This window comes from Amycolatopsis sp. MtRt-6 (assembly GCF_017308975.1).
Classification (GTDB): Bacteria; Actinomycetota; Actinomycetes; order Mycobacteriales; family Pseudonocardiaceae; genus Amycolatopsis.
The window spans coordinates 19,241-44,265 of record NZ_JADWPD010000002.1 but is presented as its reverse complement, the minus strand read 5'-3'; the positions used below and the strand labels follow the sequence as shown (position 1 = coordinate 44,265).

The window sequence follows — 25,025 nt, the reverse complement described above, 5'->3', positions numbered from 1 at the left end:
GCGCGGAGAGGTAGGAAGGGGGCACCCCACCCGCCGATGCGCCGGAGGCTGCCGTGAAGAAGATCATCAACGATCCGGCGAACGTGGTCGCCGAGTCGCTGCGGGGACTCGCCGCCGCGCACGCCGACATCCTTCGCGTCCAGTACGACCCGGATGTCGTGATCAGAGCCGGCGCGCCGGTCGCCGGCAAGGTCGCCGTCATCTCCGGCGGCGGGTCCGGGCACGAGCCGCTGCACGGCGGCTTCGTCGGCCACGGCATGCTCGCCGCCGCCGTGCCCGGTGCGGTGTTCACCTCGCCGACGCCGGACGCGGTGCAGGCCGCCGTCACCGCGACCACCGGCGAGGCGGGTGCCCTGCTCATCGTCAAGAACTACACCGGCGACGTGCTCAACTTCGAGACGGCCGCCGAGCTGGCCGCCGCCGAGGGCCTCGAGGTGCGCAGCGTCGTGATCGACGACGACGTGGCGGTCAAGGACTCGACGTACACCGCGGGCCGCCGCGGGGTCGGCGGCACGGTGCTGCTGGAGAAGATCACCGGCGCCGCCGCCGAGCGCGGCGACTCGCTCGACGCCGTGACCGCGCTGGCGCAGAAGGTGATCGGCCAGGTCCGGTCGATCGGCGTCGCGCTGACCGCGCCGACCGTGCCGCACGCCGGCACCCCGAGCTTCGACCTCGAGGAGAACGAGATCGAGTTCGGCATCGGCATCCACGGCGAGCCCGGCCGCGAGCGGCTCCCGGCCGAGCCGGCCGACGCACTGGTGTCGCGGATGGTCGACGCGGTCGTCTCGGACCTGCCGTTCGCCGCGGGCGACCGCGTGCTGCTGTTCACCAACTCGATGGGCGGCACCCCGCTCGTGGAGCTCTACCTGGCCCACGGCATCGCCGAGCGGCTGCTGGCCGACCGGGGGATCGTGGTCGAGCGCCGGCTGGTCGGCCCGTACATCACCAGCCTCGAGATGCAGGGGATGAGCCTGACGTTGCTCAAACTGGACGACGAGCTGACCGAGCTGTGGGACGCCCCGGTCAACACCGCGGCGCTGCGGTGGGGGCTCTGATGGCCTGCACCGCCGAGGGGGTCGCGGCGGCCGTGCGCGCCGCCGCCGCGGTGGTCGCCGAGCACCGCGCCGAACTGATCGACCTCGACCGCGCGATCGGCGACGGCGACCACGGCGAGAACATGAACCGCGGCTTCGCGGCCGTCGTGGCGGCGCTCGACGCGGCCCCGCCGGACACCCCGGGCGGAGTGTTGAAGCTCGTCGCGACGACGTTGATCTCCAAGGTCGGCGGGGCGGCGGGCCCGTTGTACGGCACGGCTTTCCTGCGTGCCTCGGCCAAGCTGGGCCCCGCCGCCGAGCTCGACGTCCCGGCGCTGCTGGACGCCCTGCGCGCCGGCCTCGAAGGCGTCCAGGCCCGCGGCAAGGCCGTGGGCGGCGACGCGACCATGGTCGACGCCCTGATCCCCGCGGTGGCGGCCGCGGAGAAGACGGCCGGGGACGGCGGCGACGTCGCCGCGGTGCTGACCGCGGCCGCCGACGCGGCCGACACCGGCGCGCAGTCCACAGTGGACCTGATACCGCGGAAGGGCCGGGCGTCCTACCTCGGCGAGCGCGCGGTCGGGCACCTGGACCCCGGCGCCCGCTCGTCGGCGCTGCTGCTGCGCGCGTTCGCGGAGGCCGCCCGGTGAGCGTGGGAATCGTGCTCGTGTCGCACAGTGCGAAGCTTGCCGAGGGCCTGGCCGAGCTGGCCGCCCAGATGGCACCGGACGTGACCATCCTGCCGGCCGGCGGCCTCTCCGACGGCTCGATCGGCACGGACTACGACGAGGTTGTCGCCGCCACCCAGCGCGCCGACTCCGGCGACGGCGTCGTGCTGCTCTACGACCTGGGCAGCGCGCAGATGACGGCCGAGCTCGCCGTCGAATCCCTGGCCGACCCCTCGGCCGCGATCGTCGCGGACGGCCCGCTGGTCGAGGGCGCGATCGCCGCGGCGGTCGCCGCCCAGGCCGGACGCGACCGCAAGGCGGTGGCGGAAGCCGCCGCGGCGGCCGGGATCCCCGAGGACCTGGCGCCCGCCGAGAGCGAGGACGACGCGGCCGAAATCGAACTGGAGCTGCGCAACGACGTCGGGTTGCACGCCCGGCCGGCCGGGTTGCTGGTGCGCACGCTCAGCGGGATCGACGCCGAGGTCACCGTGCGGCTCGGCGACCGGGAGGCCGACGGCCACAGCGTCCTGGCTCTGATGTCGCTCGGCGCCCGCCAAGGCGACCGGCTCCGCGTGCGGGCCAGCGGGCCGCACGCGGAAACCGCGTTGGCCAAGGTCAAGGAGCTGGTGGAGAGCGACTTCGGCGAGTGAAGCCGGCGGCCCGGCCGGGTGACTTGAGCGGTACTGACTCGATTCCGTCTGGGCTCCGGCGGTGCCGCGTGGCAGTATCGAGGCCAATTACCAGCGAGTAACATCTCTGGAGGCCTCGATGGCGCGGGACATTTCGACGGTCGGTGTGGTCGGTCTGGGCACCATGGGGGCCGGAATCGCCGAAGTGCTCGCGCGCAGCGGGCTCGACGTCGTCACGGTCGAGCTCGACGAAGCCGGCGTCGCGCGCGGCCGCGGCCACCTCGAGCACTCCACCGAACGGGCGCTTTCCGGCGGCAAGCTGGACGCGCCCGGACGCGAAGCGCTGCTGGGCCGGATCCGGTACAGCACGTCGCTGTCGGATCTGTCCGAAGTGGACTTCGTGATCGAGGCGATCCCGGAGAGCTTCGAGCTGAAGGCCGACGTCTTCGCCGAGCTGGACAAGATCACCCGGCCCGAGGTCGTGTTCGCGTCCAACACGTCGTCGCTGTCGATCACCGAGATCGGCGTGCACACCGCGCGCCCCGGCAAGGTCGTCGGCATGCACTTCTTCAACCCGGCCCCGGTGCTGAAGCTCGTCGAGATCGTCAAGACGGTGGTGACCGAGCCGAATGTGGTCGCCGAAGTCGTCGAGTTCGCCGAGCGGCTCGGCAAGGTGCCGGTGGTGATCGGCGACCGCGCCGGGTTCATCGCCAACGCGTTGCTGTTCGGCTACCTCAACCACGCGGTGCGGATGTACGAGCAGCGCTACGCCACGCGCGAGGACCTGGACGCGGCCATGCGCTTCGGCTGCGGCTACCCGATGGGCCCGCTCGCGCTGCTCGACCTGATCGGGCTGGACACCGCGAACGAGATCCTCGACACGATGTACCACCAGTCCCGCAACCGGCTGCACGCGCCCGCGCCGCTGCTCAAGCAGATGATCACGGCCGGCCTGCTGGGTCGCAAGACCGGCCGCGGCTTCTACACCTACGACGCCCCGGACTCGCCCAACGTGGTCCCGTCCGACGTGGTGTCCACAGTGGATTCCGTGCCGCCGCGGCCGGTGGCGCGGGTCGGCGTGGTCGGGACGGGCACGATGGCCACCGGCATCGCGGAGGTGTTCGCCAAGCGCGGCCTCGACGTCGTGCTGCGCGCCCGCAGCCTGGAGAAGGCGCAGGCTTCGGTGGCTCGCGTCAAGAAGTCGCTCGACAAGGCCGTGGTCAGGGGCAAACTGTCCGAAGAGGACGCCGCGGCGGCGCTGGCCCGCATCACCCCGGTCACCGACTTCGAGGCATTGGCCGACGTCGACCTGGTCGTCGAGGCGGTGGCCGAGGAGCTGCCGGTCAAGCAGGCGGTGTTCGCCGCGCTGGACGAGGTGGTCCGCCCCGGCGCGGTCCTGGCAACGACGACGTCTTCGCTGCCGGTGATCGAGTGCGCGGCCTCGACGTCCCGCCCGGCCGACGTGGTCGGCCTCCACTTCTTCAACCCGGCCCCGGTGATGAAGCTCGTCGAGGTGGTGTCGACGATCGCGACGGCGCCGGACGTGGTGGCGACGGCGAGCGCGGTCTGCCAGGAGGTGGGCAACCACGCGGTGCACTGCGGCGACCGCGCGGGCTTCATCGTCAACGCGCTGTTGTTCCCGTACCTCAACGACGCGGTGAAGATGCTCGAAGCCCACTACGCGGGCGCGGACGACATCGACACGGCCATGAAGGTCGGTTGCGGCCTGCCGATGGGCCCGTTCGAACTGCTGGACGTCGTCGGCTTGGACGTGTCGCTGGCCATCCAGCGGACGCTGTACAACGAGTTCCGCGAGGAGGGCTTCGCGCCGGCGCCGCTGCTGGAGCACCTCGTGACGGCGGGGCGGCTGGGCCGGAAGACCGGGAAGGGCTTCAAGGACTACTGATCAGCGCTCGGCCACCTCGCCGAGGACCGGCTTCACGTCGAGCACCGGGGTGCCGTCGATGGCTTCCAGTCCGGTGACCGTCAGCGTGCCGCCTTCGGCTGCCGTCACCGTGACCGTGTGGAGGCCGATCGGGTTCGGACGGTCCGGCGAGCGCGTCGAGAAGACCCCGGTGCGCGGGCGGTCGCGGTCGCCGCGGGGGTGGACCGCCTGGACTTCGCGGTCGGCTTCGTGCAGCCACGTCAGCAGCACCAGGCGGTCGCCCGGCCGGAGGTCGGCCGCCGCCGGGGCGAACTCGGGGGAGAACACCACCCGGGCCGGTGGCGCGCCCTCGTCGCCCTGCTTCGGGGCCGTCGTGCGGTCCGTCAGGGGCGACTCGACGCGCGCCACCGGGCGCACCCGGTAGTCCGTCACCGGTAATAGCCCTCGACCGGCACGCGGGCCTCGTCGAAGAGCGCGGGGCCCTCCATCTTGTGCGTGCTCCCCGTGAGCGGCGGGCGCAGCGTGAGGAACTGCTCCGTCGACAGCGCGTAGACGACGCGGCCGAGCCCGGACCGCTCGATCGCACCGGTGCACATGCCGCACGGCTGCGTGCTGGTGAACATCGTCGTGGCCGCCGCTGCTTCCGGGTCGAGGTTCTGTGCCGCCCAGCGGGCCAGCTTCAGCTCCGGGTGAGCCGTGATGTCGTTGTCCGTCAACGACGTGTTGCGGTCCTCGGCCAGGATCTTCCCGTCGGCGTCGGCCAGCAGCGAGCCGAACGGCGGGTTGCCGTGTTCCTCGCGCGCCTCGCGGGCGAGCTCGATCGCCCGCCGCAGCAGGGCTTCTTCGGTGTCCTTCACAGGTTCTCCCTCCAGGATGCGGCCACGGCCGCGAGATCCCGCCACGCCACCTCCGGGCGCAGCGTTTCGGCCGGGTCCGAGTCGAACGGGTCCAGCACCACGGTGTCCGCCCCCAGCGCCCGCAACTGCGCCAGGTCGTCGAGGACCTGCTCGAGCGTGCCCTCGCCGGCCCGCCGGTCGGGCCCGGTCACCGGCGCCGCCGTGATCCGCAGCAGGATCCGCGGCGCGAAGGCGGGCACCGGCCGGTCGCCCGCCAGCTTTTCCAGGCGCCCCAGCGTTTCCCGGAACCCGGTCATCGTCAGCCGCAGCGGGTGCCAGGCGTCGCCGAGCTCCAGCGCCCGGCGCAACCCGGCGTCGCTGTGCCCGCCGAGCCACAGCGGGATCGGGCCCGCGCGGTAGTCGTCGCGCTCGGCCCACGCGGCGCGGATCGTGCGCAGGTACTCGGTGGTGAGCTTGCCGCGCTGCTCGAACGGCACGCCCAGCGCGGCGAACTCCTGCTTCGCCCAGCCGATGCCGGCCCCGAGCACGAGCCGGCCGCCGCTGAGGGCGTCGAGGTTCGCCGCCATCCGCGCGATCAGGAGCGGGTGCCGGTACGGCACCACCAGCACGGTGGTGCCCAGCCGCACCCGCCGCGTGACCCCGGCCAGCCACGACAACGTCGTGAACGGCTCGTAGAACGGCGCCGGGTACTGCCCGGCGACGTCCGGCGTGATGGCGACGTGGTCGGACACCATCAGCAGGTCGTAGCCGAGACCTTCCACCGTCTGCGCCCAGGCACGCAGGACGCCCGGGTCGGTGCCGGGCCCGAAATTGGGAACGTTCACGCCGATCTTCACCGGAAAAGGCTATCGACGTTTTGCCCGGATCCGGAAGGGAACGATCACGGCGTTCGGCACCTTCGGCCGTGGATCCCACGGTATGTTCGCCGAATGACCGAGAGTCTCGATCCGACCGACTGGGCCATCCTCGCCGAGCTCCAGCGCGACGCCCGGCTCCCGCTCACCGAGCTCGGCCGCAGGGTGAACCTCAGCGCGTCCGCGGCGACCGAACGGCTCCGGCGGCTCGAGACGGCCGGCGTGATCGGCGGCTACCGCGCGGAAGTCGACCTCGGCAAGGTCGGCTACCCGGTGCTCGCGGTGGTCCGGCTCAAGTACCCCGGCAGCAGGCACGAGCCGTTGCACAAGCTGCTCGAGGAGCGGTCCGAGATCCTCGAATGCCTGCGCACCACCGGCGACGACTGCTACGTGCTCAAGATCGCCGCCGCCTCCATGGCGCACCTCGAGCGCACGGCGGACGAGCTGGCCCAGTTCGGCAGCACGACGACGAACATCGTCTACACCCAGACCCTGCCATACCGCGGACCGCGGGAGCCCGCCCGTGACCTCGAGGCCTGACCGCATCGTCGTCGTCGGCGTGACCGGCTCGGGCAAGTCGACGCTCGCCGCGCGGATCGCCGCGCGGACCGGCCTGCCCTACCACGCCGCGGACGACATCGGCTGGCAGCCGGGCTGGGTCGGTACCCCCGACGAGGAGCAGCGCCGCCGGGTCGCCGAGGTGTGCGCGGAGGAGCGCTGGGTCCTCGACGCCGTCTACAGCAAGTGGCAGGACATCGTCCTGCCCCGCACCCAGCTGATCGTGGGCCTCGACTACCCGCGCTGGCTTTCGCTGGGCCGCCTGGTGCGCCGGACGTTCGTGCGGACGGTGACCCGGCGGCGGGTCTGCAACGGCAACGTCGAGTCGTTCCGGCAGGTGTTCTCCGCCGACTCGATCATCCGCTGGCACTTCACCTCGTTCGCGCGCAAGCGGGACCGCATCCGGGCGTGGGCCGCGCAGCCGCCCGGCCCGGCCGTCGTCCGGCTGACCTCCCCGCGCGAGACCCGCCGCTGGCTCGAGACGTTCTGAGGTCAGGCTCCCGGTGGCAGCAGCGGGCCGCCGCTCCAGTGCTGGAAGACGAGGTTCGTGTGGACGCGGGCGACCTCGTCCCGCGCGGTGAGCTCGTCGAGGACCAGCCGCTGCAGCTCCCCGGCGGAGCTGGTGGCGACGTGCGCGAGGAAGTCGTCCGGCCCGGTCAGGTGGTAGACCGCGCGCACCTCCGGCAGGGACAGCAGGTGCTCGATGAACGGGTCGACCAGCGGCCGCCGGTGCGGGCGGACCTGGACGAACAGGAACGCCTCCAGCGGCCGTCCGAGCTTCGCCGCGTCGACCGAGGCGTGCTGGCCGGTGATCACGCCGGTGTCCCGCAACCGGGCGACCCGGTCCAGGCACGTCGACGGCGCGATGCCGACCGCGGCCGCCAGGTCCTTGTTGGTGATCCGGGCATCGTTCTGCAAAAGGCGCAGGATCTCGAGATCAACCGGACTCAGTTCGACGGAAGCGGACATCGCCGAATGATATCCGAGACTGTTGCTCCAAGCCCGGGAAAAGCTCGACCATGGTGCCATGACTTCCTCGCTGCGCACGCGAGCCGTCCACGCCGGCCGTGACGATCTCACGGACCTCGGCGTGCACGCCGCTCCGCTCGACCTGTCCACGACGTACCCGTCCCGCGACAGCGCCGCCGAAGCCGCCCGGATCGACGCCTTCGCCGCCGGCGCCGAGCTCGACGGCCCGCCGATCTACGGCCGGGTGGGCAACCCGACCGTCGAACGGTTCGAGCGGGCGCTCGCCGAGCTCGAAGGCTTCGACCACGGCGTCGCGTTCGCCAGCGGGATGGCCGCCGTCTCGGCCTGCCTGCTTTCCGCGGTGGCGCAAGGGAAACGGCACGTCGTCGCGGTGCGCCCGCTCTACGGCTGCAGCGACCACCTGCTGGAGTCCGGGCTGCTCGGTACCGAGGTCACCTGGGCCGCACCCGACGCGGTCGCCGCCGCGCTGCGGCCGGACACCGGGCTGGTGTTCGTCGAGACGCCGGCGAACCCGACCCTGGCCGAGGCCGACATCGCCGCGCTGGCCCTGGCTTGCGGAGACGTGCCCCTCCTGGTGGACAACACGTTCGCGACCCCGGTGCTCCAGCGCCCGGGCCGCCACGGCGCCCGGATCGTGCTGCACAGCGCGACGAAGTTCCTCGGCGGCCACGGCGACGTGATGGGCGGGATCGTCGCGTGCGACGCGGAGGAAGCTGCCCGGCTGCGGCAGATCCGCTTCGCCACCGGCGGCGTGCTGCACCCGCTCGCCGGCTACCTGTTGCTGCGCGGGCTTTCCACGCTGCCGCTGCGCGTCAACGCCGCCTCCGCGACCGCCGCGGAGCTGGCTTCCCGGCTCGGCGAGCACCCGGCCGTGACCGCCGTCCACTACCCGCGGATCGGCGGGCCGCTGGTGGCGTTCGAGGTCGACGGCGACCCGCACGCCCTGATCAAGGCGGTCCGGCTGATCACGCCGGCCGTCAGCCTGGGCAGTGTCGACACGCTCATCCAGCACCCGGGTTCGATCAGCCACCGGATCGTCGACGAGGGCGACCGCCACGGCGCCGGGGTGTCCGACCAGCTGGTCCGGATGTCCGTCGGCCTCGAGGACGTCGAGGATCTCTGGGCCGACCTGGACCAGGCGCTGAAGGCGCTCTAGCCGCAGCAGCCGCCACCACAGCAGCCACCGCCGCCGGCCGGGGCCGCGGGACCGCTCGCGGCCCCGGTGAGGGCGACCGTGGTGAGCAGCTTGACGGTGTCGGCGTGCCCCTCCGGGCAGGTCGCCGGTGCGCCGGATTCGCTCATCGGGCGCAGGAGCTCGAACGTCTCGGTGCACTCGCGGCAGCGGTAGGCGTAGGTCGGCATGCCGCGATTATCGCCGGGAGCGCCCGGGGATGGGAAGCTGGGCGCGTGCAGCCGCCTTCGCTCGCCGACGTCCCGCACCTCGGCCAGGTCGTCCCGTCCCTGCTCGCGGCGCTCGGGGTGCCCGGCTGCGGGAACGCGCTGGCGTTGCCGGAGGCGCGGAGTGCCGGCGTGCTGCTGGTCGACGGGCTCGGCTGGGAGCTGCTCGCCGAGCACGCCGCGGACGCCCCGGTGCTGACCGAGCTCGCCCGCGAGTCGCTGCGCGTGGGCTTCCCGTCGACGACGGCCGCCGGCGTGGCCGCGATCGGCACCGGGCTCGCGTCGGGCGAGCACGGGATGGTCGGCTACACCTTCGAGATGCCCGGCACGGGCGTCCTCAACGCGTTGCGCTGGTGCAGCCACGAGGACGGCTCCGACCTCCGGGGCGCGCTTCCGCCCCGCGAGGTGCAGCCCCTGCCGACGACGTTCGAGCGAGCCGCCGCGGCGGGCATCGACGCCGCCGTGGTGTCTTCCGCCCAGTTCCGCGACACGGCGCTGACCCTGGCCACCCAGAACGGGGCGCGTTACGCCGGGGTGCACGCGCTGGGCGACCTCGCCGCGCGGACGTTGTCGGTGCTCGACGGGCGCGCGTTCTGCTACGCCTACCACAGCGAACTCGACCTGCTCGGGCACGTCTACGGCCCCGGTTCGACGGCGTGGCGGATGCAGCTGCGGCAGATCGACCGGCTCATCGAGTCCCTTGTGGACGGTCTGCCGCCCGGCGCGCTGCTGGCGGTGGTGGCCGACCACGGCATGGTGGCCGTCGACGACAAGCTCGACCTGGAGGACGCGCCCGAGCTGCTGGCCGGCGTCCGGACCTTCGGGGGCGAGGTCCGGGCCCGGCACGTCTACACCGAGCCGGGCGCGGCCGCGGACGTCCTCGCGGCCTGGCGGGAGGTGCTCGGCGAGCGGGCCTGGGTGCGTTCGCGCGAGGAGGCCGTCGCCGAGGGCTGGTTCGGGCACACGGTCAGCGACCGGGTGCTGCCGCGTATCGGCGACGTCGTCGCCGCGGCCCGCGACCGGTTCGGGATGGTGCGGGGGCTCGCGGAGGCCGTGGAGTCGTCGCTGATCGGCCAGCACGGCTCGCTCACCACGGCCGAACAGCTGGTGCCGCTGGCGCTGGCCCAGGGGTAGGCGTAGCCGGCACACGCGGGCCGGCTCGGGCGGCCCGTTTCCGGGAACGTGCTCTCGCGGGAACTTTCCCCGCGCCGGTGCCGACAAGTCCACTGCGTACCGGACTGACGGGAGTGGGCGGAATGAGCGTGCTGGACGGGATCGGGGTCGTCGGGGCGGGTGGTGAGGGACGGGCCGTGGCCGCGCACCTCGCCGCGCGGGGACTGCCAGTACACCTGTACACGCGGGATCTCGAGGCGGTGGGGGAGATCGCGCGCCGCCGGGAGATCGTCGCGCGCGGGGTGCTCGACGGGCGGTTCCCGCTCCGGGAGGTGACCGCGGACCCGGCCGGGCTGGCCGGGCAGGCCGTCGTCCTGGTGGCCACCGTGACCACCGCCTACCCGGAGGTCGCCGCCCGGCTCGCGCCGCACCTGCGCCCGGAGCAGGTCGTGGTGCTGTTCTCCAGCAAGCTCTGCGGGAGCGTCGAGTTCGCCCACGCGCTCGCCGCCGCCGGCGCGCCGGACGTCGACGTCGTGGAGACCGACGCGCTCTTCGCCGCTCGGCCGTCCGGGACCGACGGCGTCACCGTGCTCGGCGTCAAGGGCTGGAACCTGATCTCCGGCAGCAGCGCGGCCGCCGTCGCCCGGCGCGCCGGGCTGCTGCGCGAGTGGTTCCCGATGCTGGAGGTCGCGCGCAACCCGGTGGAACGTGGCCTGCACGACTTCGGCGCGGTCGCGCACGTGCCGATCGCGCTGGCCAACCTCGGCACCATCGACCGGGCGGAGGAGCTGCTGTTCTACGTCGAAGGCGTCTCGGCGCGGACGATCGCCCTGCTCGAACGCACCGAAGCCGAGTTCGCCGCCGTCGCGCGCGCCTACGGCGCCCGGCTGCTGCCCATGACCGAGGTCCTCGACCGCTACTACGGCTGCCCGGCCACGACGCTGCTCGACGCGTTGCGGACCGTGAAGCCGTACCGGACAATCGCCGCGCCGACCAGCCTCGACCACCGCTTTCTCACCGAGGACATCCGCTCCACGCTGGTGCCGCTGCAAGCACTCGCGCGGTGCGCCGGCGTCGCCACGCCCATGGTCGACGCCGCGATCACGATCATGTCCGTGCTCGGTGGCGAGGACTTCCGCCGCACCGGCCGCACCCTCCACCGGCTCGGCTGGGACGGCCTCGGCTACGACGCGATCGTGCACCGGCTGGGGGCCGGAGACCGGGTGACGGACCGGGCCGCCTGAGCTCCGGCTGGCATCACGGGTGATCGGCCGGGCATCTCGCGTGATTGAGGGGGCATCACGTGTGATCAGAGGGGCATCACGTGTGATTGGAGGGGCGACACGCGTGATTGGGGGGTCGGGTCGGGGGCCTGGCGGGTCGGGTTGCGTACCTGGAGGGGTCGTTGGTGGGGTGGCGGTTACCGTTGGGTGTGCCACGACGCAACCGTCCCGGCCGCCGCTCGGACGGTGGGCCGCCCGAGCGTGACCTCGGTGCCGCCACCGGGTGGGCGCGGGCCGAGTCCGGGGCGGACGGGGACTGGCTCGTGCGGACCGTGCCCGGGAGCCAGGCCACCAAGGTCTACCGCTGTCCCGGGTGCGACCACGAGATCCGGCCGGGGACGCCGCACCTCGTGGTCTGGCCCGCCGACGAGACCGGGTCGGTCGCCGACCGGCGGCACTGGCACCGCGCCTGCTGGGACGCCCGGGCCCGGCGGCGGCCGAGCCGGCGCTGGTGACTTCGCTCTGGAGTTGTCAAACATCGGCCCGGCGCGTCAGCGCCGGTAGTGCCGTGACATCGCGCCCTCGTACATCTCCTCCGTGTACTCGGTGAAACCGAGGCGCTCGGCCACCTTGAGCGACGGCTTGTTCGCGATGCTCACGCTCGCCAGCACCGGTACCGACGGCAGCTCGCGGGCGCACCACTCCAGCACCGCCCGCCCCGCCTCGACCGCGTAGCCCTTGCCCCACGCGGACGGCCGGAACCGGTAGCCGAGGTTGAGCACCTTCTCGCCGTGGAACTCGCGCAGCCGCACGCCGCACATCCCGAGCACCTCGGTGCCGCCGCGCTCGAGCACCGCGGGGTAGCCGAACCCGTGCTCGGCCCAGTGCGCCAGCCAGCCGGAGAACATCGCCGACGCGCGTGGGACGTCGGGCGGATCCGGGTGGAAGCGGTTGGTCCGCGGGTCGGTGTGGATGTCGACCATCGCCTGCCGGTCCGCCTCGTGGAGCGGACGCAGCAGGAGCCGGCCGGTTTCGATGTCAGTGAACACATCGGCGAAGCTAGCGAGGGGGTCCGACAAAATGAGGCGCATGACCGAACTGCCGCTGGTCCTCCTCCACGCCTTTCCCCTGGATTCCCGCATGTGGAACGCGGTGCGCGAGCCCCTCGCTTCACACCTTCGGGTGATCACCCCGGACCAGCGCGGGCTCGGCCGCTCGCCGCTGCCGGAGTCCGATCGCGAGCCGAGCCTCGAGGACGCCGCGCGGGACGTCGTCGCGCTGCTCGACCGGCTGGACCTCGACCGCGTCGTGCTCGGCGGCTGCTCGATGGGCGGCTACCTCGCCATGGCCGTGCTGCGGCTCGCCCCGGAGCGGGTCGGCGGGCTCGTGCTCGTCGACACCAAGGCCACGCCCGACACGGCCGAGGCCGCGCAGACGCGGCTGGACGTCGCGGCCCGCGTCGAGAGCGAAGGCACCAAAACCTGGCTCGCCGAGGCGAACCTGCCCAACCTGCTGGCCGCGTCGACCCGCGAACAGCGTCCCGAGCTGGTCGAGACGGTCCGGGAGATCATCGAGTCCCAGCCGCCCGCCGGGGTCTCCTGGACCGCACTGGCGCTGCGTACCCGGCCCGACTCGCTCGGCCTGCTGCGGGACTCCGGCGTCCCGGCGCTGGTCATCGTGGGCGAAGAAGACCCGATCACCCCGGTGGCGGCGGCGAGCGAGATCGTCGAGGTCATGGCCGGCGCGACGCTCGTCGTGCTGCCGGAAGCCGGGCACCTGACCCCGCTCGAAGCTCCCGCCGACGTCGTCGAGGCGATCCTCTCCTGGTACCCGGCGACTCACGAGAAGTAGGCGGCGAGCGCCGAGCGCGCTCCGGGAAGCCGGTGCGGGAACCGGATGGCGATGACGAACTGCCACACAACCGAGTACAGCTCGCGTAACCGCGTACACACGCGAAGTGCCTCTTCGTCCACTTCGCCCGGGTAGGCGGCCAGGAACTCCGGACCGCCCTGCCGGGCGAGGATGCTCAGGTCCCAGGCGAGCGGTCCGCGCCAGGTGTCCTCGAAGTCCAGCCAGCAGGGACCGGCGGGCGTGGCGATCAGGTTCCCGGGGTGGGCGTCGCCGTGCAGCGGCTGCGCGGCGGTCTCCGGCAGCGTCGCGGCGAGGCGGGCGGCCTCCACGCGCAACCGCGGGTCCAGGTCGTGGCGGTCGAAGACGCGGCCGAGGTCGTCCAGCGGGCCGCGCCGGGGTAGCTCGCCGGGGTACTCCCGCAGTGCCGCGTGCACCTCGGCGAGGGACCGCGCGACGACCTCCGGGGCGTACCGGTGGTCCGGGTCGTGCGGGGTGTGGTGCCAGAGCGTGACCGGGAGCCCTTCGGCGAAATGGGGTCCGGCCGGGGGATCCGTGGTGGGTGAGACGACGAGCACACCACGTTCGGTGAGGAACTCCGACACCGCCACGTCCCGCTCCTGCCACGCCGGTCCGGTCCGCGCCAGGCGGATCGTCGCCGGCACCCTGGCGACCAGCGGACCCAGCCTCACCAGCACGTTCGACCGTTCGTGGAGCACTTCGGGCTCGTGGGCGGGCAGGCCCAGCCGGGCGGTCACGGTGAGGGCCGCGCGCACCGCCGCGCGGGTGTAGTCGTCGGCCACGCCCCGATCTTGCCAGCCGGTGCGCGCGACTGTCGGTAGCGAGGGCTACGATCCCCCTAAGCCGCCGGATCGGGTCTTCCCGGCCCCCGGTGGCGCGACGATGACCACCACAAGGTTTCAGTGTTGGAGGCAGGAGTGACGGCCGTAGCCCCCAAGCCGATCGCGACGCGCCCGTACCCCGCGCGCGAGTCGGTCAAGGGTTCGTACCTGCTGCGGTTGTTCCGCACGACGGACCACAAGCAGATCGGGATCATGTACCTGGTCACGTCGTTCGCCTTCTTCATGGCGGGCGGCGCGATGGCCATGCTGATCCGCACCGAACTGGCGCGGCCCGGGCAGCAGTTCCTTTCGCAGGAGCAGTACAACCAGCTGTTCACCATGCACGGCACGGTGATGCTGCTGCTGTACGCGACCCCGATCCTCTTCGGCTTCGCGAACTTCGTCCTGCCGCTGCAGATCGGCTCGCCGGACGTCGCCTTCCCGCGGCTGAACGCGTTCTCGTACTGGCTGTACCTCTTCGGCGGCCTGATCGTGATGTCCGGCTTCCTGACCCCGGGTGGCGCCGCCGACTTCGGCTGGTTCGCCTACACCCCGCTGTCGGACGCCATCCACTCGCCGGGCGTCGGCGCCGACCTCTGGATCTCCGGTCTCATCATCGGTGGTCTCGGCACCATCCTCGGCGCGGTCAACATGATCACCACCGTGGTCTGCCTGCGCGCGCCGGGCATGACGATGTACCGGATGCCGATCTTCACCTGGAACATCCTGGTCACGAGCATCCTGGTCCTGCTCGCCTTCCCGATCCTGACCGCGGCGCTGTTCGGCCTGCTGGCGGACCGGCACCTCGGGGCGCACGTGTTCGACCCCGAAAACGGCGGCGTGATCCTCTGGCAGCACCTGTTCTGGTTCTTCGGCCATCCCGAGGTGTACATCGTCGCGCTGCCGTTCTTCGGCATCGTGTCGGAGATCTTCCCGGTGTTCAGCCGCAAGCCGCTGTTCGGCTACAAGAGCCTGGTCTGGGCGACGCTGGCGATCGCGGCGCTGTCGGTCGCGGTGTGGGCGCACCACATGTACGCCACCGGCGCCGTGCTGCTGCCGTTCTTCTCCTTCATGACGTTCCTGATCGCCGTCCCGACCGGCATCAAGTTCTTCAACTGGATCGGCACGATGTGGAAAGGCCAGCTGTCCTTCGAGACGCCGATGATCTTCTCGATGGGCTTCATCGTCACGTTCCTCTTCGGCGGCCTGACCGGCATCCTGCTGGCCGCGCCGGCCATCGACTTCCACGTGTCGGACAGCTACTTCGTCGTCGCGCACTTCCACTACGTGCTCTACGGCACGATCGTGTTCGCCACCTTCGCCGGCATCTACTTCTGGTTCCCGAAGATCACCGGCCGGATGATGGACGAGAAGCTCGGCAAGTGGCACTTCTGGACCACGTTCATCGGCTTCCACGGCACGTTCCTCGTCCAGCACTGGCTGGGCGCCGAGGGCATGCCGCGCCGGTACGCGGACTACCTGACCACCGACGGCTTCACCACGCTGAACACGATCTCCACGATCGGCGCGTACATCCTCGGCGCCTCGACGCTGCCGTTCATCTGGAACGTCTTCAAGAGCTACCGGTACGGCGAGATCGTCACGGTGGACGACCCGTGGGGCTACGGCAACTCGCTCGAGTGGGCGACGTCCTGCCCGCCGCCGCGGCACAACTTCACCGAGCTGCCCCGGATCCGCTCCGAGCGGCCCGCGTTCGAGCTGCACTACCCGCACATGATCGAGCGCATCCACAAGGAAGGCGAGATCGGCTTCTTCGGGAAGCAGAAGGTCAACAGCCACGCGGCGCCGTCGCAGCTGCTCACCGAAGCGGTGATCCCGGGAGACCACTCCAAGGACAACGCGAGCGAGCAAGGCGAGAAGTAGCAGCACCTGATCGAGTGAGCGCGTGCCCGGCTGATGTGAAGCCGGGCACGCGCTCTACTTATGTCCTAGCCCGGACCGGCAGACTGATCGTGCAGCGTTGCCGAACGAGGGATGACCAGTGACCCAGACTCCCGTCCTGATCACGACGACCGGTCCCGACAAGCCGGGTGTCTCGTCCGTGCTGTTCGCCGTACTGACCCGGCACGACGTCGACGTGCTCGACGTCGAGCAGGTCGTCATCCGCGGGCAGCTCGTGCTCGGCGTGCTCGCCGGGGTCTACCGCGACCCGGAGGGCCTGCAGGAGTCGGTCGAGCAGGCGATGGCCTCCGTCGGCATGGAGGTCGACGTGAAGATCGGCAGCGCGATCGGCGACGACCCGTTCGCGCTCGGCCGCCGCGACTCCTCGCACGTGCTGGTCATCCTGGGTCGCCCGGTCACCGCGCGGGGCTTCTCCGAGGTCGCGCGCCGGCTGGCCTCCCTCGGCGCCAACATCGACGCGATCCGCAGCGTCGCCGACTACCCCGTGACCGGGCTCGAGCTGTACGTCTCGGTCGACGAGGACACCCCCGAAGCCGACGCCGCGCTGCGTTCCCAGCTCGCCGACGCCGCCGTCGAGGCGGGCATCGACATCGCCGTGGAGCGCGCGGGCATCATGCGCCGGGCGAAGCGGCTCGTCGTGTTCGACGTGGACTCGACCCTGATCCAGGGCGAGGTCATCGAGATGCTGGGCGCGCACGCCGGCGTCGAGCCGGAGATCCGCGAGATCACCGAGGCGGCCATGCGCGGCGAACTGAACTTCACCGAGTCGCTGGAACGGCGGGTCGCGCTGCTGGCCGGCCTGCCGGCGACGGCGATCGAGCAGGTCGCCGCGTCGATCGAGCTGACGCCGGGCGCCCGCACCACGGTCCGGACGCTCAAACGGATGGGTTTCCGCACCGGTGTTGTTTCGGGCGGCTTCACGCAGGTCATCGCGGGCCTGGCGGAAGAGCTCGGGCTCGATTTCGCGGTGGCGAACGAGCTCGAGATCGAGGACGGCAAGCTCACCGGGAAGGTCGTCGGTGACGTCGTCGACCGCGCGGGCAAAGCGAAGGTGCTTCGCCGCTTCGCCGCCGAGTATGACATCCCGCTCGAGCAGTGCGTCGCCGTCGGCGATGGCGCCAACGACATCGACATGCTTTCGGCCGCGGGCATGGGCGTCGCGTTCAACGCCAAGCCCGCGCTGCGCGAGGTGGCCGACACCGCGCTGTCGCACCCGTACCTCGACGCCGTGCTGTTCGTGCTCGGCCTCACCCGCGGCGAGGTCGAAGCGGCCGACGCCGCCGACGGGCTCGAGCTGATGCGTCCGTGAGCAGCGTTCTCGACCCCCTGGGCGCCCGCTACGCCTTTTGGCTGGGGCTGCCGGCCGAAGACACTTCGGACACCTCCGACGAGCTCCCGGAGGAAGTCCGGGCGATGCCGGTGATCCTCCGCATCGAACGGGCCGAGCCGCCGGGCCGCACGCCGTTGCTGGAGGCGGCGGCCGCGGCGGCGCTGGCGGTGTGCCTCGACGAGCGTTCGCGGCCCGGCGGCGAGTGGGCAGAGCCGATGCACGCGTGGCTCGACAACCGGATCCGGAAGGTCGCGCGGCGGGCGGGGGGCGCGCACTGGGCGGCCGTCCAGGACCTGCCGGGCGTCACCGTCGAGGTCGACGGCGCCGAGGCGCGGGCCCTCGTCCCGGGCCTGGTGACCGAGACGCCCAAGGAAGTCGCGCGGCTGCAGATCTCCGGCAGCGAACTGCCGCCGGACGAGCCGGGCCCGCGCCCGGACGGCGTCCCGTTGCTGCTGCTCAACCCGCACGTGCCGATGACCGTCGGTAAGGGCGCCGCCCAGGTCGGCCACGCGACGATGATCCTCGCCGCGTTGCTGGGGGACGCCGAGCGGGCCGCCTGGGCCGCTCGGGGCTACCGGGTGGCCGCGCGCACGGCCACCCCCGTGCAGTGGAAGGAACTGCACCCCGGCGACGACCCGGAGGGCGCGTGGCGGCGTGACCGCGTCATCGCCGTGCGGGACGCCGGGTTCACCGAGGTCGACCCGGGCACGATCACGGTGCTCGCCCAGTGGGCGCCGGAACAAGGCGCCTCCTGACCCGGTTGGAGCGGGCATGACACTGGAAGTGGAACGCACGGGCGAGCACGCGTTCGTCGGGCGCAACGAACGCGGCGCCGAGGTGCTGGTGGGCCGCAAGGGCGCCGAAGGGGCGTTCTCGCCCGCCGAACTGCTGCAGATCGCGGTGGCGGGCTGCAACGCGGTGACCGCCGAAGAGCTGATCACGCGGCGGATCGGCGAAGACGCGAAGTTCCGCGTGACCGTCGACGCCGATCGGCGCGAGGGTGCTTCGGAGCTGGACGCCGTGCACGTCGCTTTCGACGTCGACGTGTCGGCATTGGCGGCGGATCAGCGGGCCGCGCTGGCCGGCGCCGTGGACCGCGCGATCGAGCGGCTCTGCACGGTGAGCCGCACCCTCAAGAAGGGGATCCCGGTGACGGAAACCTTCCCGCGGGCCTAGTTCTGGCTGGATTCCCAGACGACGTAGGCCTGGTCGGCGTCGGTCGTCATGGCTTCGATGAACTTCTCGTTGTCGAAGCCCGGCAGGGCCTGCAGCCGCTCGATGAGCGCGTCGGCCGCCGGGTCGCCGCTGGGGACCGCGGTGCCCTTGCCGTCGGTGCCCACGAGCATGAAGAAGACGTCTTCGTTCCACGGGCCGTCGGGGATGACCCGCACCATCACCGACGACAGGCCGGCCCACGTGACGGCTTCTTCGCTGCCGTCCGCGAGCCGCCGCCGCACTCCGGTGTCGTCGACGCTGACGGTCCGGGACTGGGCGCTGGACGAATCCTGGGTCAACCGGTGCTCCCTTGTTGCTTCGGTGGCTTCACCGTACCGGGCGCGGCGCCTGCGCGCGTCACGCGGGCGCGGCTGCGTCCAGCCGGCGCAGTGCGTCCCGCACCACCTTCGGGTCCATTGTCGGCCAGAACGGCGGCAGCGACGCCCGCAGGAACCCGCCATACCGGGCGTTCGCCAGCCGCGAATCCAGCACCGCCACCACCCCGCGGTCGCTGACCGCGCGGTGCAGCCGCCCGGTGCCCTGCGCCAGCAGCAGCGCCGCGTGCGTGGCCGCCACGGTGAGGAACCCGTTGCCGCCACGGGCTTCCACCGCGCGCTGCCGCGCCGAGGACACCGGGTCGTCCGGGCGCGGGAACGGGATCCGGTCGACCACCACGAGCTGCAGCGACGGCCCGGGCACGTCCACGCCCTGCCAGAGCGAAAGCGTGCCGAACAGGCACGTGCGGACGTCTTCGGAGAACTTCTGGACCAGCAGGGACGTCGCGTCGTCGCCCTGGCACAGGATCGGGAAGTCCAGCCGCTCGCGCATCTCCTCGGTGGCCTGCTTGGCCGCCCGCATCGAGGAGAACAGCCCGAGCGTGCGCCCGCCGGCGGCCTCGATCAGCTCGGCCAGTTCGTCCATTGTGGACGGAGTGAGGCCGTCGCGGCCCGGTGGCGGCAGGTGCTTGGCCAGGTACAGGATGCCGTTGCGCCGGTGGTCGAACGGCGAGCCGACGTCGAGGCCGGTCCACTTCGGGCCCGAGTCGTCCGACGGCGCTTCCTTCTCCGTCGCGGCGCCGGGTGCCTGCTCCACGCGGGCCGCGCCGGGCGGGAGGCCCCACTGGCGCGCCATGGTGTCGAACGTGCCGCCCAACGTCAGCGTTGCCGACGTCAGGATCGTCGTGTGCTGGTTGAACACCCGCTCGCGCAGCAGGCCGGCCACGCCCAGCGGAGCCACCTTCAGCGCCGGCGGCCGCGGGTTCGACGCGTACTTGTCGCCGGAGAGCCAGACGACGTCACGCTGGTGCGCCTGGTCGTCGTCGAACGCCTCCAGCAGCCGGACCGCGGTGTCGTGGACCTCGTCGAGCAGCGAGCGCGCCAGCTTGCGCGCGGTGGCGCCCTCGACGTCCTCCTTGCGGTCGCTGCCCAGCGCCGTGATGCACGCGTGCGCGGCGTCGCGGACCGCCGGGATCGCGCCCTTCAGCGGCCGCGGCAGCTCGTCGAGCCGGCCCGCGGGCAGGTCGTCGACGATCAGCGCCAGCCCGTCACCCGCCTCCAGCAGGCGGTCGGCGACGTCGGCGTCGATGAGCTTGCCGCAGCGGCGCGCGGCCGACGCGCACATCGCGCTGGTCAGCTCGCCGGTGGCGACCGAGGTGACCCGTTCGACCAGGTCGTGGGCCTCGTCGATGATCACCACGTCGTGATCCGGCAGGACCTGGTAGCCCTGCAAGGCGTCGATGGCCAGCAGCGCGTGGTTGGTGACGATGACGTCGGCCCGGCCGGCCTCGGCGCGGGCCTTCTCGGCGAAGCAGTCCGTGCCGATCGGACAGCGCGAAGCGCCGAGACATTCCTTCGCCGTGACCGAAACCTGACGCCAGGCCTGGTCGGTGACGCCGGGGACGAGTTCGTCGCGGTCGCCGGTTTCGGTGTCCGACGCCCACTCCCGCAGCCGCGTGACCTCCTTGCCCAGCCGGGACACCGCGAACGGGTCGAACAGCTGCGCGTCCTCCGGCTCGTCCGGCGCGCCGGAATCCAGCCGGTGCAGGCACATGTAGTTGCGCCGGCCCTTCAGGATGGCGAAGGTCGGTTCGCGGCCCAGCGGCTTCTTCAGCGCCTTCGCCAGGCGCGGGAGGTCGCGGTCGACGAGCTGGCGCTGCAGCGCGATCGTGGCCGTGGAGACCACCACCGTCGCTTCCTTCTCGACGGCGTGGCGGATCGCGGGCACGAGGTAGGCCAGTGACTTGCCGGTGCCGGTGCCGGCCTGCACGGCCAGGTGCTCACCGGTGCGGATGGCGCGGCCGACGGCGTCGGCCATCTGGACCTGCCCTGGACGTTCGGCACCGCCGACGGACTCCACCGCGTGGGTGAGGAGTTCGAGGACGCCGGGGAAATCGGTTCGGGCGGGCACAGCGACACATTAGCCGCCACCACCGACAGAGATCGGTGCTCCGTCGCGAACGGGCCACTCGCGTCGCCCCGGCACCGGGGGCGGGCACGGCGAAGGGGGCCCACCCGCGAGCGCGGGCAAGCCCCCTTCGGCGAGCGTCAGTCCTGGTTGCGGCCGGAGACCAGCTTCCAGGTCAGCGGCAGCAGGCCGGCGGCCACGACGATCTTGATCGCGTCCCCGATCAGGAACGGCGTGACGCCCTTGGCGAACGCGGTCGGCAGGTCGAACCCGGTCGACGCCATCAGCCACGGCACACCGAACGCGTAGATCACCAGGTTGCCGAGCACCATCGTGCCCGCGGTGCGCACCGGCGTCCGGTCGCCGCCGCGGCCGGCGAGCGCGCCGACCAGGGCGCCGGCGAAAACGAAGCCGACGATGTAGCCGGCGCTCGCGCCGGACAGGCCCGAGGTGCCGTGCTGGAACCACGGCACACCCACCGCGCCGACCAGCAGGTACACCAGCATCGAGGCGGCACCGCGCGACATGCCGAGCGACGCGCCGACGAGCAGCGCGGCGAACGTCTGGCCGGTCATCGGCACCGGGCTGCCCGGCACCGGGATCGTCAGCTGCGCGGCGGCGCCGGTGAGCACGGCACCGCCGGCGACCAGCGCGATGTCCCGCACGAGCGAGCCGGGCACCAGGTCGGCCAGCACGGGCCGCTTGCCGGCGAAGGACAGCGAAGACACGAAACCTCCCGAGGTGAACAGGCGACGCCCGAGGTTAACGCTCGTTACCGTCCCGTGGCGCCCCCTAGTTGCGTTCCTCACCGGCCACTCGTCCGGGTGGACCCGATCAGGGTGGGCGCCGGACCGGCCGATGACGAAGAGCACAGCTGCGATCTGTCACGGGACCGAGGAGGCCGGAGCATGCGGAACGCCAGGAAGAGGACATATCGGTTGCTGACCGTGACGGCGCTGGCCGTCCCGCTCCTCGGCGCGGCGGCCCCGGTGACGTCCACCGGATGGGCGTCGTCCGGCTCGGTGGACGTGACGATCGACAACGAGCACATCGTCACCGGTGAGCTGGCGAAATGCACTGTCGACGGGCCGTACAAGGGCTGGACGCAGGGGGGCGCCACGGGCGACATCGCCGCGTTCGGGGCGGGCGACACCGGCTGCGGCCGGTCCGGTGCGGTGTCGATCGCCCAGGCGTCCGGGCGCCGCTTCCGGGCGACCGTGCTGCAGCGCTACGGCGGTCCGATGATCACGGTGCGCACGTACTCGGCGAAGTGCGCGACGACGGCCACCGGCAGCCTCGGCGAGGTGGCGATCGGCGCGGTCGAGGGCATCGCCGTGCCGGCGGAGATCCCGCCGAACTACCGGATCGTCATCCCCGGCGGCGCCGCCGGCACCGCGCTGGCGACGGTCGTGCTCAACGAGACCGTGACGCCCCAGCCGCCGGACGGCAGCCTGGTGACGCACGCGGCGCACATCAAGCTGTTCCCGCAGGGCGGCCCGGCGAGCGGGGACATCTACCTGGGCACGGCCGCCTGCGACCCGTTCGGCAAGAAGTAGCGCCCCAAGGTGGCCTTCGGTGCGTTGACCGCACCGAAGGCCACCTTGGGTGCGTTCAACGCAACCAAGGCCACATTGGGGCGCTTGAGCCGGGTGGTCAGGAGGTGGCGAAGCGGGCGGTCGCGGCGACGAACTCGCCCGCCCGCGTGGCCAGGTCCGGCAGGCTGCCGCCGGACGACAGCGCGTCGCCCAGCAGCGGTGTCGCCGCGGCGACCGCGATCGCGCCCGCGCGCAGGTAGCCCTCGACGTCGGCCAGGTGGACGCCGCCGGTCGGCACCAGCGGGACGTCCGGCAGCGGCGCCCGCACCGCGCGCAGGTACGCGATCCCGCCCACCGCCGCGACCGGGAACACCTTCACCGCGGCCGCGCCGAGCCGCCAGGCCTGGTCGATCTCCGTCGGCGTCAGCGCGCCGCAGATCACCGGCGTGTCCAGGGCCGCGGCGCGGTCGAGGACCGCCGGGTTGACCGTCGGCGTGATCAGGTACGCGGCGCCGGCGTCCACCGCGATGTCCACATCGGACGGTTCGCGGACGCTGCCGGCGCCGATCAGCGCGTCTTCGCCCAGCGCCAGGCGCAGCGCCGTGATGGCCGCGGGCGCGCCCGGCGTGGTCAGCGTCGCTTCGAGCAGGCGGACGCCCGCCGCGTGCAGCACCATCGCGGCGTCGGCGAACCGTGACGCGTCGCCGGCCCGCAGGATCGCGACGAGCCGGTGTTCGGCCAGTGCCGCCCGCAGGTCCTTCACGCGGCCGGCGGCACGGGAGCGGTGCCGGTGTACGCGACGCCCGCCTCGTCGAAGTCCCTCAGCGTCGCGTCCACGGTGGGCTGTGAGCCGCCGACGGTCAGGTCCAGCAGCACCCGCACGCCGAAGCCGGCCTTCTTCGCGTCGAGCGCCGTCGCGCGGACGCAGAAGTCCGTCGCGATGCCGACGACGTCGACGTCGGTCACGTCGTGCTCGCGCAGCCAGGCTTCCAGGGACTTCCCGTCGCGGGCCGCGCCCTCGAAGCCGGAGTACGCGGCGGTGTACTCGCCCTTGGAGAACACCTCGCCGATCGGGACGACGTCGAGCGCGGCGTGGAACGACGCGCCCGCCGTGCCGGCCACGCAGTGCACCGGCCAGCTGTCCTTGAAGTCCGGCGTCTCGCTGAAGTGGTCACCGGGGTCGATGTGGTTGTCCCGGGTGGCCACGACGTGGCTGTACCCGCCTTCGGCGGCCTGCTTCGAGATGGCGGCGGCCGCGGCGGCCCCGCCCGGCAGGCCGAGCGAACCCCCTTCGCAGAAGTCGTTCTGCACGTCCACCACGATCAGCGCGGTACCCATCGGTCGAACTCCGTTCAGAGACAGCGGCGTTTACAAGAACAGCGTCGGAATAGCGGGCTCGCCGTGCGAGAGCTTGAGGCCCTCCCACGGCAGGCTGACCAGGCCGCGGCGCAGCCGCTGCCTGGCGTCGTCGAGCGTAGGCAGGCCGGGCTCCGGGCGGCCAGCGCGGATCAGCGGGATCTGCAGCGGCCGGTCGTTCGCCTCCGGCTCCGGCGCGGCACCCGAGGTCGCCCAGACGACCTCCTCGACCGCCGTGCCGGTGCCGCGGTGGCGCCGCAGCGCGGACTTGCGGCCGCCGCGGGACTCCTTGTGCGCACTGCGCTTCGCGACCGGCTTGCCGTCCACCTCGACCAGCTTGTAGACCATGCCGGCGGTCGGCGCGCCGGAACCGGTCACGACCGAGGTGCCGACGCCGTACGCGTCCACCGGCTCCGCGCGCAGCGCCGCGATGGCGTGCTCGTCGAGGTCGCCGGAGACCACGATCCGGGTGTCCTTGGCGCCGAGGGAGTCCAGCTGCTCGCGGGCGCGGCGGGCGAGCGGGCCGACGTCGCCGGAGTCGATCCGGATCGCGCCGAGCTCGGGCCCGGCGACGCGGACCGCCGTCTCGATGCCCGCGGTGATGTCGTAGGTGTCGACCAGCAGCGTCGTGTCCGCGCCCATCTTGTCCACCTGGGCGCGGAAGGCCGCTTCCTCGCTGTCGTGCAGCAACATGAAGGCGTGCGCGACGGTGCCGCGCGTCGGGATGCCGTAGCGGCGGCCGGCTTCCAGGTTGGACGTCGTCGCGAAGCCGGCCAGGTAGGCGGCGCGCGCGGCCGCGACCGCGGCGTACTCGTGCGTGCGGCGGCCGCCCATCTCGATGATCGGGCGGCCGTGCGCGGCGCCGGACATCCGGGCCGCCGCCGACGCGACGGCGCTGTCGTGGTTGAGGATCGACAGCACCAGCGTCTCCAGCAGCACGCACTCGCCGAACGAGCCGGTGACGGTGAGGATCGGCGAGCCGGGGAAGTACAACTCGCCCTCGGCGTAGCCGTCGATGTCACCGGAGAACTCGTAGTCCGCGAGCCAGGCGAGCGTCGCGTCGTCGACGACCGCGGTGGCCTCCAGCTGCGCCAGTTCGGCGTCGGTGAAGCGGAAGTCCGCGATCGCGTCGAGGACACGGGCGGTGCCCGCGACGACGCCGTAGCGCCGCCCGTCCGGCAGCCTCCTGGCGAAAACTTCGAATACGCAGGGCCGCTCCGCCGTCCCGTCGGCGAGCGCGCTGCCCAGCATGGTCAGCTCGTAGTGGTCGGTGAGCAGCGCAGTGCTGGCCGTGACCGGCTCCGGTGAACCCATGGGGTAAGCCTATTCACCCACATGGCCGGACCTGGCGCGGCGTACCCCGT

29 protein-coding genes are annotated in these 25,025 nt (G+C 72.4%); 16 read left to right on the top strand and 13 right to left on the bottom strand.

Annotated elements, in window-relative coordinates:
* Positions 1 to 53: 53 nt before the first annotated feature.
* From dhaK to I4Q55_RS03810, 4 genes are all read left to right on the top strand, one after another.
* Positions 54 to 1,055 carry a dihydroxyacetone kinase subunit DhaK gene (gene dhaK / locus I4Q55_RS03825; RefSeq protein WP_206784607.1) on the top strand — a complete coding sequence of 334 codons (1,002 nt, stop codon included), beginning with the start codon at positions 54 to 56 and terminating at the stop codon, positions 1,053 to 1,055.
* A complete protein-coding gene (gene dhaL / locus I4Q55_RS03820; RefSeq protein WP_206784606.1) occupies positions 1,055 to 1,684 on the top strand; it encodes a dihydroxyacetone kinase subunit DhaL in 630 nt (209 codons plus the stop codon). Before dhaK ends, dhaL begins: the two co-directional genes overlap by 1 nt.
* A complete protein-coding gene (gene dhaM / locus I4Q55_RS03815) occupies positions 1,681 to 2,352 on the top strand; it encodes a dihydroxyacetone kinase phosphoryl donor subunit DhaM (RefSeq protein ID WP_206784605.1) in 672 nt (223 codons plus the stop codon). The genes dhaL and dhaM overlap by 4 nt, the downstream gene beginning before the upstream one ends.
* A 118-nt stretch (positions 2,353 to 2,470) precedes the next feature.
* Positions 2,471 to 4,237 carry a 3-hydroxyacyl-CoA dehydrogenase family protein gene (locus tag I4Q55_RS03810; protein ID WP_206784604.1) on the top strand — a complete coding sequence of 589 codons (1,767 nt, stop codon included), beginning with the start codon at positions 2,471 to 2,473 and terminating at the stop codon, positions 4,235 to 4,237.
* On the opposite strand, the gene tsaA is transcribed toward I4Q55_RS03810, so the two are convergent.
* Genes tsaA through I4Q55_RS03795 form a run of 3 tightly spaced genes read right to left on the bottom strand, consistent with a single transcriptional unit; the run spans position 4,238 to position 5,909 of the window.
* The gene (gene tsaA, locus I4Q55_RS03805; RefSeq protein ID WP_307793101.1) at positions 4,238 to 4,648 is read right to left on the bottom strand and encodes a tRNA (N6-threonylcarbamoyladenosine(37)-N6)-methyltransferase TrmO; all 411 of its coding nucleotides are present in this window, start codon (positions 4,646 to 4,648) and stop codon (positions 4,238 to 4,240) included.
* A complete protein-coding gene (locus I4Q55_RS03800) occupies positions 4,645 to 5,073 on the bottom strand; it encodes a nucleoside deaminase (protein WP_206784603.1) in 429 nt (142 codons plus the stop codon). The genes tsaA and I4Q55_RS03800 overlap by 4 nt, the downstream gene beginning before the upstream one ends.
* A complete protein-coding gene (locus tag I4Q55_RS03795) occupies positions 5,070 to 5,909 on the bottom strand; it encodes an LLM class flavin-dependent oxidoreductase (protein ID WP_206784602.1) in 840 nt (279 codons plus the stop codon). Before I4Q55_RS03795 ends, I4Q55_RS03800 begins: the two co-directional genes overlap by 4 nt.
* Positions 5,910 to 6,002: 93 nt before the next feature.
* Between I4Q55_RS03795 and I4Q55_RS03790 the strand changes: the two genes are divergently transcribed.
* Positions 6,003 to 6,467, top strand: coding sequence for an Lrp/AsnC family transcriptional regulator (locus I4Q55_RS03790; protein ID WP_206784601.1), 465 nt, complete (start codon positions 6,003 to 6,005; stop codon positions 6,465 to 6,467).
* Entirely contained in the window at positions 6,451 to 6,975 is a 525-nt protein-coding gene (locus I4Q55_RS03785) for an adenylate kinase (RefSeq protein WP_206784600.1), read from the top strand. The genes I4Q55_RS03790 and I4Q55_RS03785 overlap by 17 nt, the downstream gene beginning before the upstream one ends.
* A gap of 2 nt (positions 6,976 to 6,977) precedes the next feature.
* Here I4Q55_RS03785 and I4Q55_RS03780 read toward each other — a convergent pair whose 3' ends face one another.
* Positions 6,978 to 7,454 carry an Lrp/AsnC family transcriptional regulator gene (locus tag I4Q55_RS03780; protein WP_086840754.1) on the bottom strand — a complete coding sequence of 159 codons (477 nt, stop codon included), beginning with the start codon at positions 7,452 to 7,454 and terminating at the stop codon, positions 6,978 to 6,980.
* Between the two features lie 58 nt (positions 7,455 to 7,512).
* Here I4Q55_RS03780 and I4Q55_RS03775 point away from each other — a divergent pair, with 58 nt between their 5' ends.
* Positions 7,513 to 8,631 carry a PLP-dependent aspartate aminotransferase family protein gene (locus I4Q55_RS03775; protein ID WP_206784599.1) on the top strand — a complete coding sequence of 373 codons (1,119 nt, stop codon included), beginning with the start codon at positions 7,513 to 7,515 and terminating at the stop codon, positions 8,629 to 8,631.
* Here the strand turns inward: I4Q55_RS03775 and I4Q55_RS03770 are convergent.
* Positions 8,628 to 8,837: a zinc ribbon domain-containing protein gene (locus I4Q55_RS03770; protein WP_206784598.1), complete on the bottom strand. Its 210-nt coding sequence runs from the start codon at positions 8,835 to 8,837 to the stop codon at positions 8,628 to 8,630. The two genes, I4Q55_RS03775 and I4Q55_RS03770, sit on opposite strands and share 4 nt — an antisense overlap.
* A 45-nt stretch (positions 8,838 to 8,882) precedes the next feature.
* Here I4Q55_RS03770 and I4Q55_RS03765 point away from each other — a divergent pair, with 45 nt between their 5' ends.
* From I4Q55_RS03765 to I4Q55_RS03755, 3 genes are all read left to right on the top strand, one after another.
* A complete protein-coding gene (locus I4Q55_RS03765) occupies positions 8,883 to 10,007 on the top strand; it encodes an alkaline phosphatase family protein (protein WP_206784597.1) in 1,125 nt (374 codons plus the stop codon).
* Between the two features lie 122 nt (positions 10,008 to 10,129).
* A complete protein-coding gene (locus I4Q55_RS03760) occupies positions 10,130 to 11,230 on the top strand; it encodes an NAD/NADP-dependent octopine/nopaline dehydrogenase family protein (protein ID WP_206784596.1) in 1,101 nt (366 codons plus the stop codon).
* A 188-nt stretch (positions 11,231 to 11,418) separates the two neighbouring features.
* Positions 11,419 to 11,724 (top strand): hypothetical protein, encoded by a 306-nt coding sequence (locus tag I4Q55_RS03755; RefSeq protein WP_206784595.1) that lies wholly within the window; start codon positions 11,419 to 11,421, stop codon positions 11,722 to 11,724.
* Positions 11,725 to 11,760: 36 nt separating this feature from the next.
* On the opposite strand, the gene I4Q55_RS03750 is transcribed toward I4Q55_RS03755, so the two are convergent.
* Positions 11,761 to 12,300 carry a GNAT family N-acetyltransferase gene (locus I4Q55_RS03750; protein WP_206784594.1) on the bottom strand — a complete coding sequence of 180 codons (540 nt, stop codon included), beginning with the start codon at positions 12,298 to 12,300 and terminating at the stop codon, positions 11,761 to 11,763.
* On the opposite strand from I4Q55_RS03750, the gene I4Q55_RS03745 reads away from it, so the two are divergent.
* The gene (locus I4Q55_RS03745) at positions 12,299 to 13,060 is read left to right on the top strand and encodes an alpha/beta fold hydrolase (protein WP_206784593.1); all 762 of its coding nucleotides are present in this window, start codon (positions 12,299 to 12,301) and stop codon (positions 13,058 to 13,060) included. The genes I4Q55_RS03750 and I4Q55_RS03745 overlap by 2 nt on opposite strands.
* Here I4Q55_RS03745 and I4Q55_RS03740 read toward each other — a convergent pair.
* Positions 13,048 to 13,860: a phosphotransferase family protein gene (locus I4Q55_RS03740; RefSeq protein ID WP_206784592.1), complete on the bottom strand. Its 813-nt coding sequence runs from the start codon at positions 13,858 to 13,860 to the stop codon at positions 13,048 to 13,050. The genes I4Q55_RS03745 and I4Q55_RS03740 overlap by 13 nt on opposite strands.
* A 135-nt stretch (positions 13,861 to 13,995) precedes the next feature.
* On the opposite strand from I4Q55_RS03740, the gene ctaD reads away from it, so the two are divergent.
* From ctaD to I4Q55_RS03720, 4 genes are all read left to right on the top strand, one after another.
* Positions 13,996 to 15,783, top strand: a complete 1,788-nt coding sequence (gene ctaD / locus I4Q55_RS03735) for a cytochrome c oxidase subunit I (protein WP_206784591.1) — start codon at positions 13,996 to 13,998, stop codon at positions 15,781 to 15,783.
* Positions 15,784 to 15,901: 118 nt separating this feature from the next.
* Complete coding sequence (gene serB / locus I4Q55_RS03730; RefSeq protein ID WP_206784590.1) at positions 15,902 to 17,131, top strand: phosphoserine phosphatase SerB; 1,230 nt, start codon at positions 15,902 to 15,904, stop codon at positions 17,129 to 17,131.
* Positions 17,128 to 17,907: a peptidyl-tRNA hydrolase gene (locus I4Q55_RS03725; RefSeq protein WP_206784589.1), complete on the top strand. Its 780-nt coding sequence runs from the start codon at positions 17,128 to 17,130 to the stop codon at positions 17,905 to 17,907. Before serB ends, I4Q55_RS03725 begins: the two co-directional genes overlap by 4 nt.
* A 16-nt stretch (positions 17,908 to 17,923) precedes the next feature.
* Positions 17,924 to 18,328 carry an OsmC family protein gene (locus I4Q55_RS03720; RefSeq protein WP_206784588.1) on the top strand — a complete coding sequence of 135 codons (405 nt, stop codon included), beginning with the start codon at positions 17,924 to 17,926 and terminating at the stop codon, positions 18,326 to 18,328.
* On the opposite strand, the gene I4Q55_RS03715 is transcribed toward I4Q55_RS03720, so the two are convergent.
* The 3 genes from I4Q55_RS03715 to I4Q55_RS03705 all read right to left on the bottom strand — a co-directional run bounded on the left by I4Q55_RS03715 (position 18,325) and on the right by I4Q55_RS03705 (position 21,498).
* Positions 18,325 to 18,666 (bottom strand): hypothetical protein, encoded by a 342-nt coding sequence (locus tag I4Q55_RS03715; protein WP_086864223.1) that lies wholly within the window; start codon positions 18,664 to 18,666, stop codon positions 18,325 to 18,327. The genes I4Q55_RS03720 and I4Q55_RS03715 overlap by 4 nt on opposite strands.
* Before the next feature lie 58 nt (positions 18,667 to 18,724).
* Positions 18,725 to 20,773, bottom strand: a complete 2,049-nt coding sequence (locus I4Q55_RS03710) for an ATP-dependent DNA helicase (RefSeq protein WP_206784587.1) — start codon at positions 20,771 to 20,773, stop codon at positions 18,725 to 18,727.
* Positions 20,774 to 20,910: 137 nt separating this feature from the next.
* A complete protein-coding gene (locus I4Q55_RS03705) occupies positions 20,911 to 21,498 on the bottom strand; it encodes a biotin transporter BioY (RefSeq protein ID WP_206784586.1) in 588 nt (195 codons plus the stop codon).
* A gap of 210 nt (positions 21,499 to 21,708) precedes the next feature.
* Between I4Q55_RS03705 and I4Q55_RS03700 the strand changes: the two genes are divergently transcribed.
* Entirely contained in the window at positions 21,709 to 22,326 is a 618-nt protein-coding gene (locus tag I4Q55_RS03700; RefSeq protein WP_206785005.1) for a choice-of-anchor P family protein, read from the top strand.
* 97 nt (positions 22,327 to 22,423) lie between these two features.
* Here the strand turns inward: I4Q55_RS03700 and I4Q55_RS03695 are convergent, their stop codons facing one another.
* Genes I4Q55_RS03695 through I4Q55_RS03685 form a run of 3 tightly spaced genes read right to left on the bottom strand, consistent with a single transcriptional unit; the run spans position 22,424 to position 24,975 of the window.
* Positions 22,424 to 23,068, bottom strand: coding sequence for a bifunctional 4-hydroxy-2-oxoglutarate aldolase/2-dehydro-3-deoxy-phosphogluconate aldolase (locus tag I4Q55_RS03695; RefSeq protein WP_206784585.1), 645 nt, complete (start codon positions 23,066 to 23,068; stop codon positions 22,424 to 22,426).
* Positions 23,065 to 23,643, bottom strand: a complete 579-nt coding sequence (locus I4Q55_RS03690; RefSeq protein WP_206784584.1) for an isochorismatase family protein — start codon at positions 23,641 to 23,643, stop codon at positions 23,065 to 23,067. Before I4Q55_RS03690 ends, I4Q55_RS03695 begins: the two co-directional genes overlap by 4 nt.
* A 30-nt stretch (positions 23,644 to 23,673) precedes the next feature.
* A complete protein-coding gene (locus I4Q55_RS03685) occupies positions 23,674 to 24,975 on the bottom strand; it encodes a nicotinate phosphoribosyltransferase (protein WP_206784583.1) in 1,302 nt (433 codons plus the stop codon).
* Positions 24,976 to 25,025 lie beyond the last annotated feature (50 nt).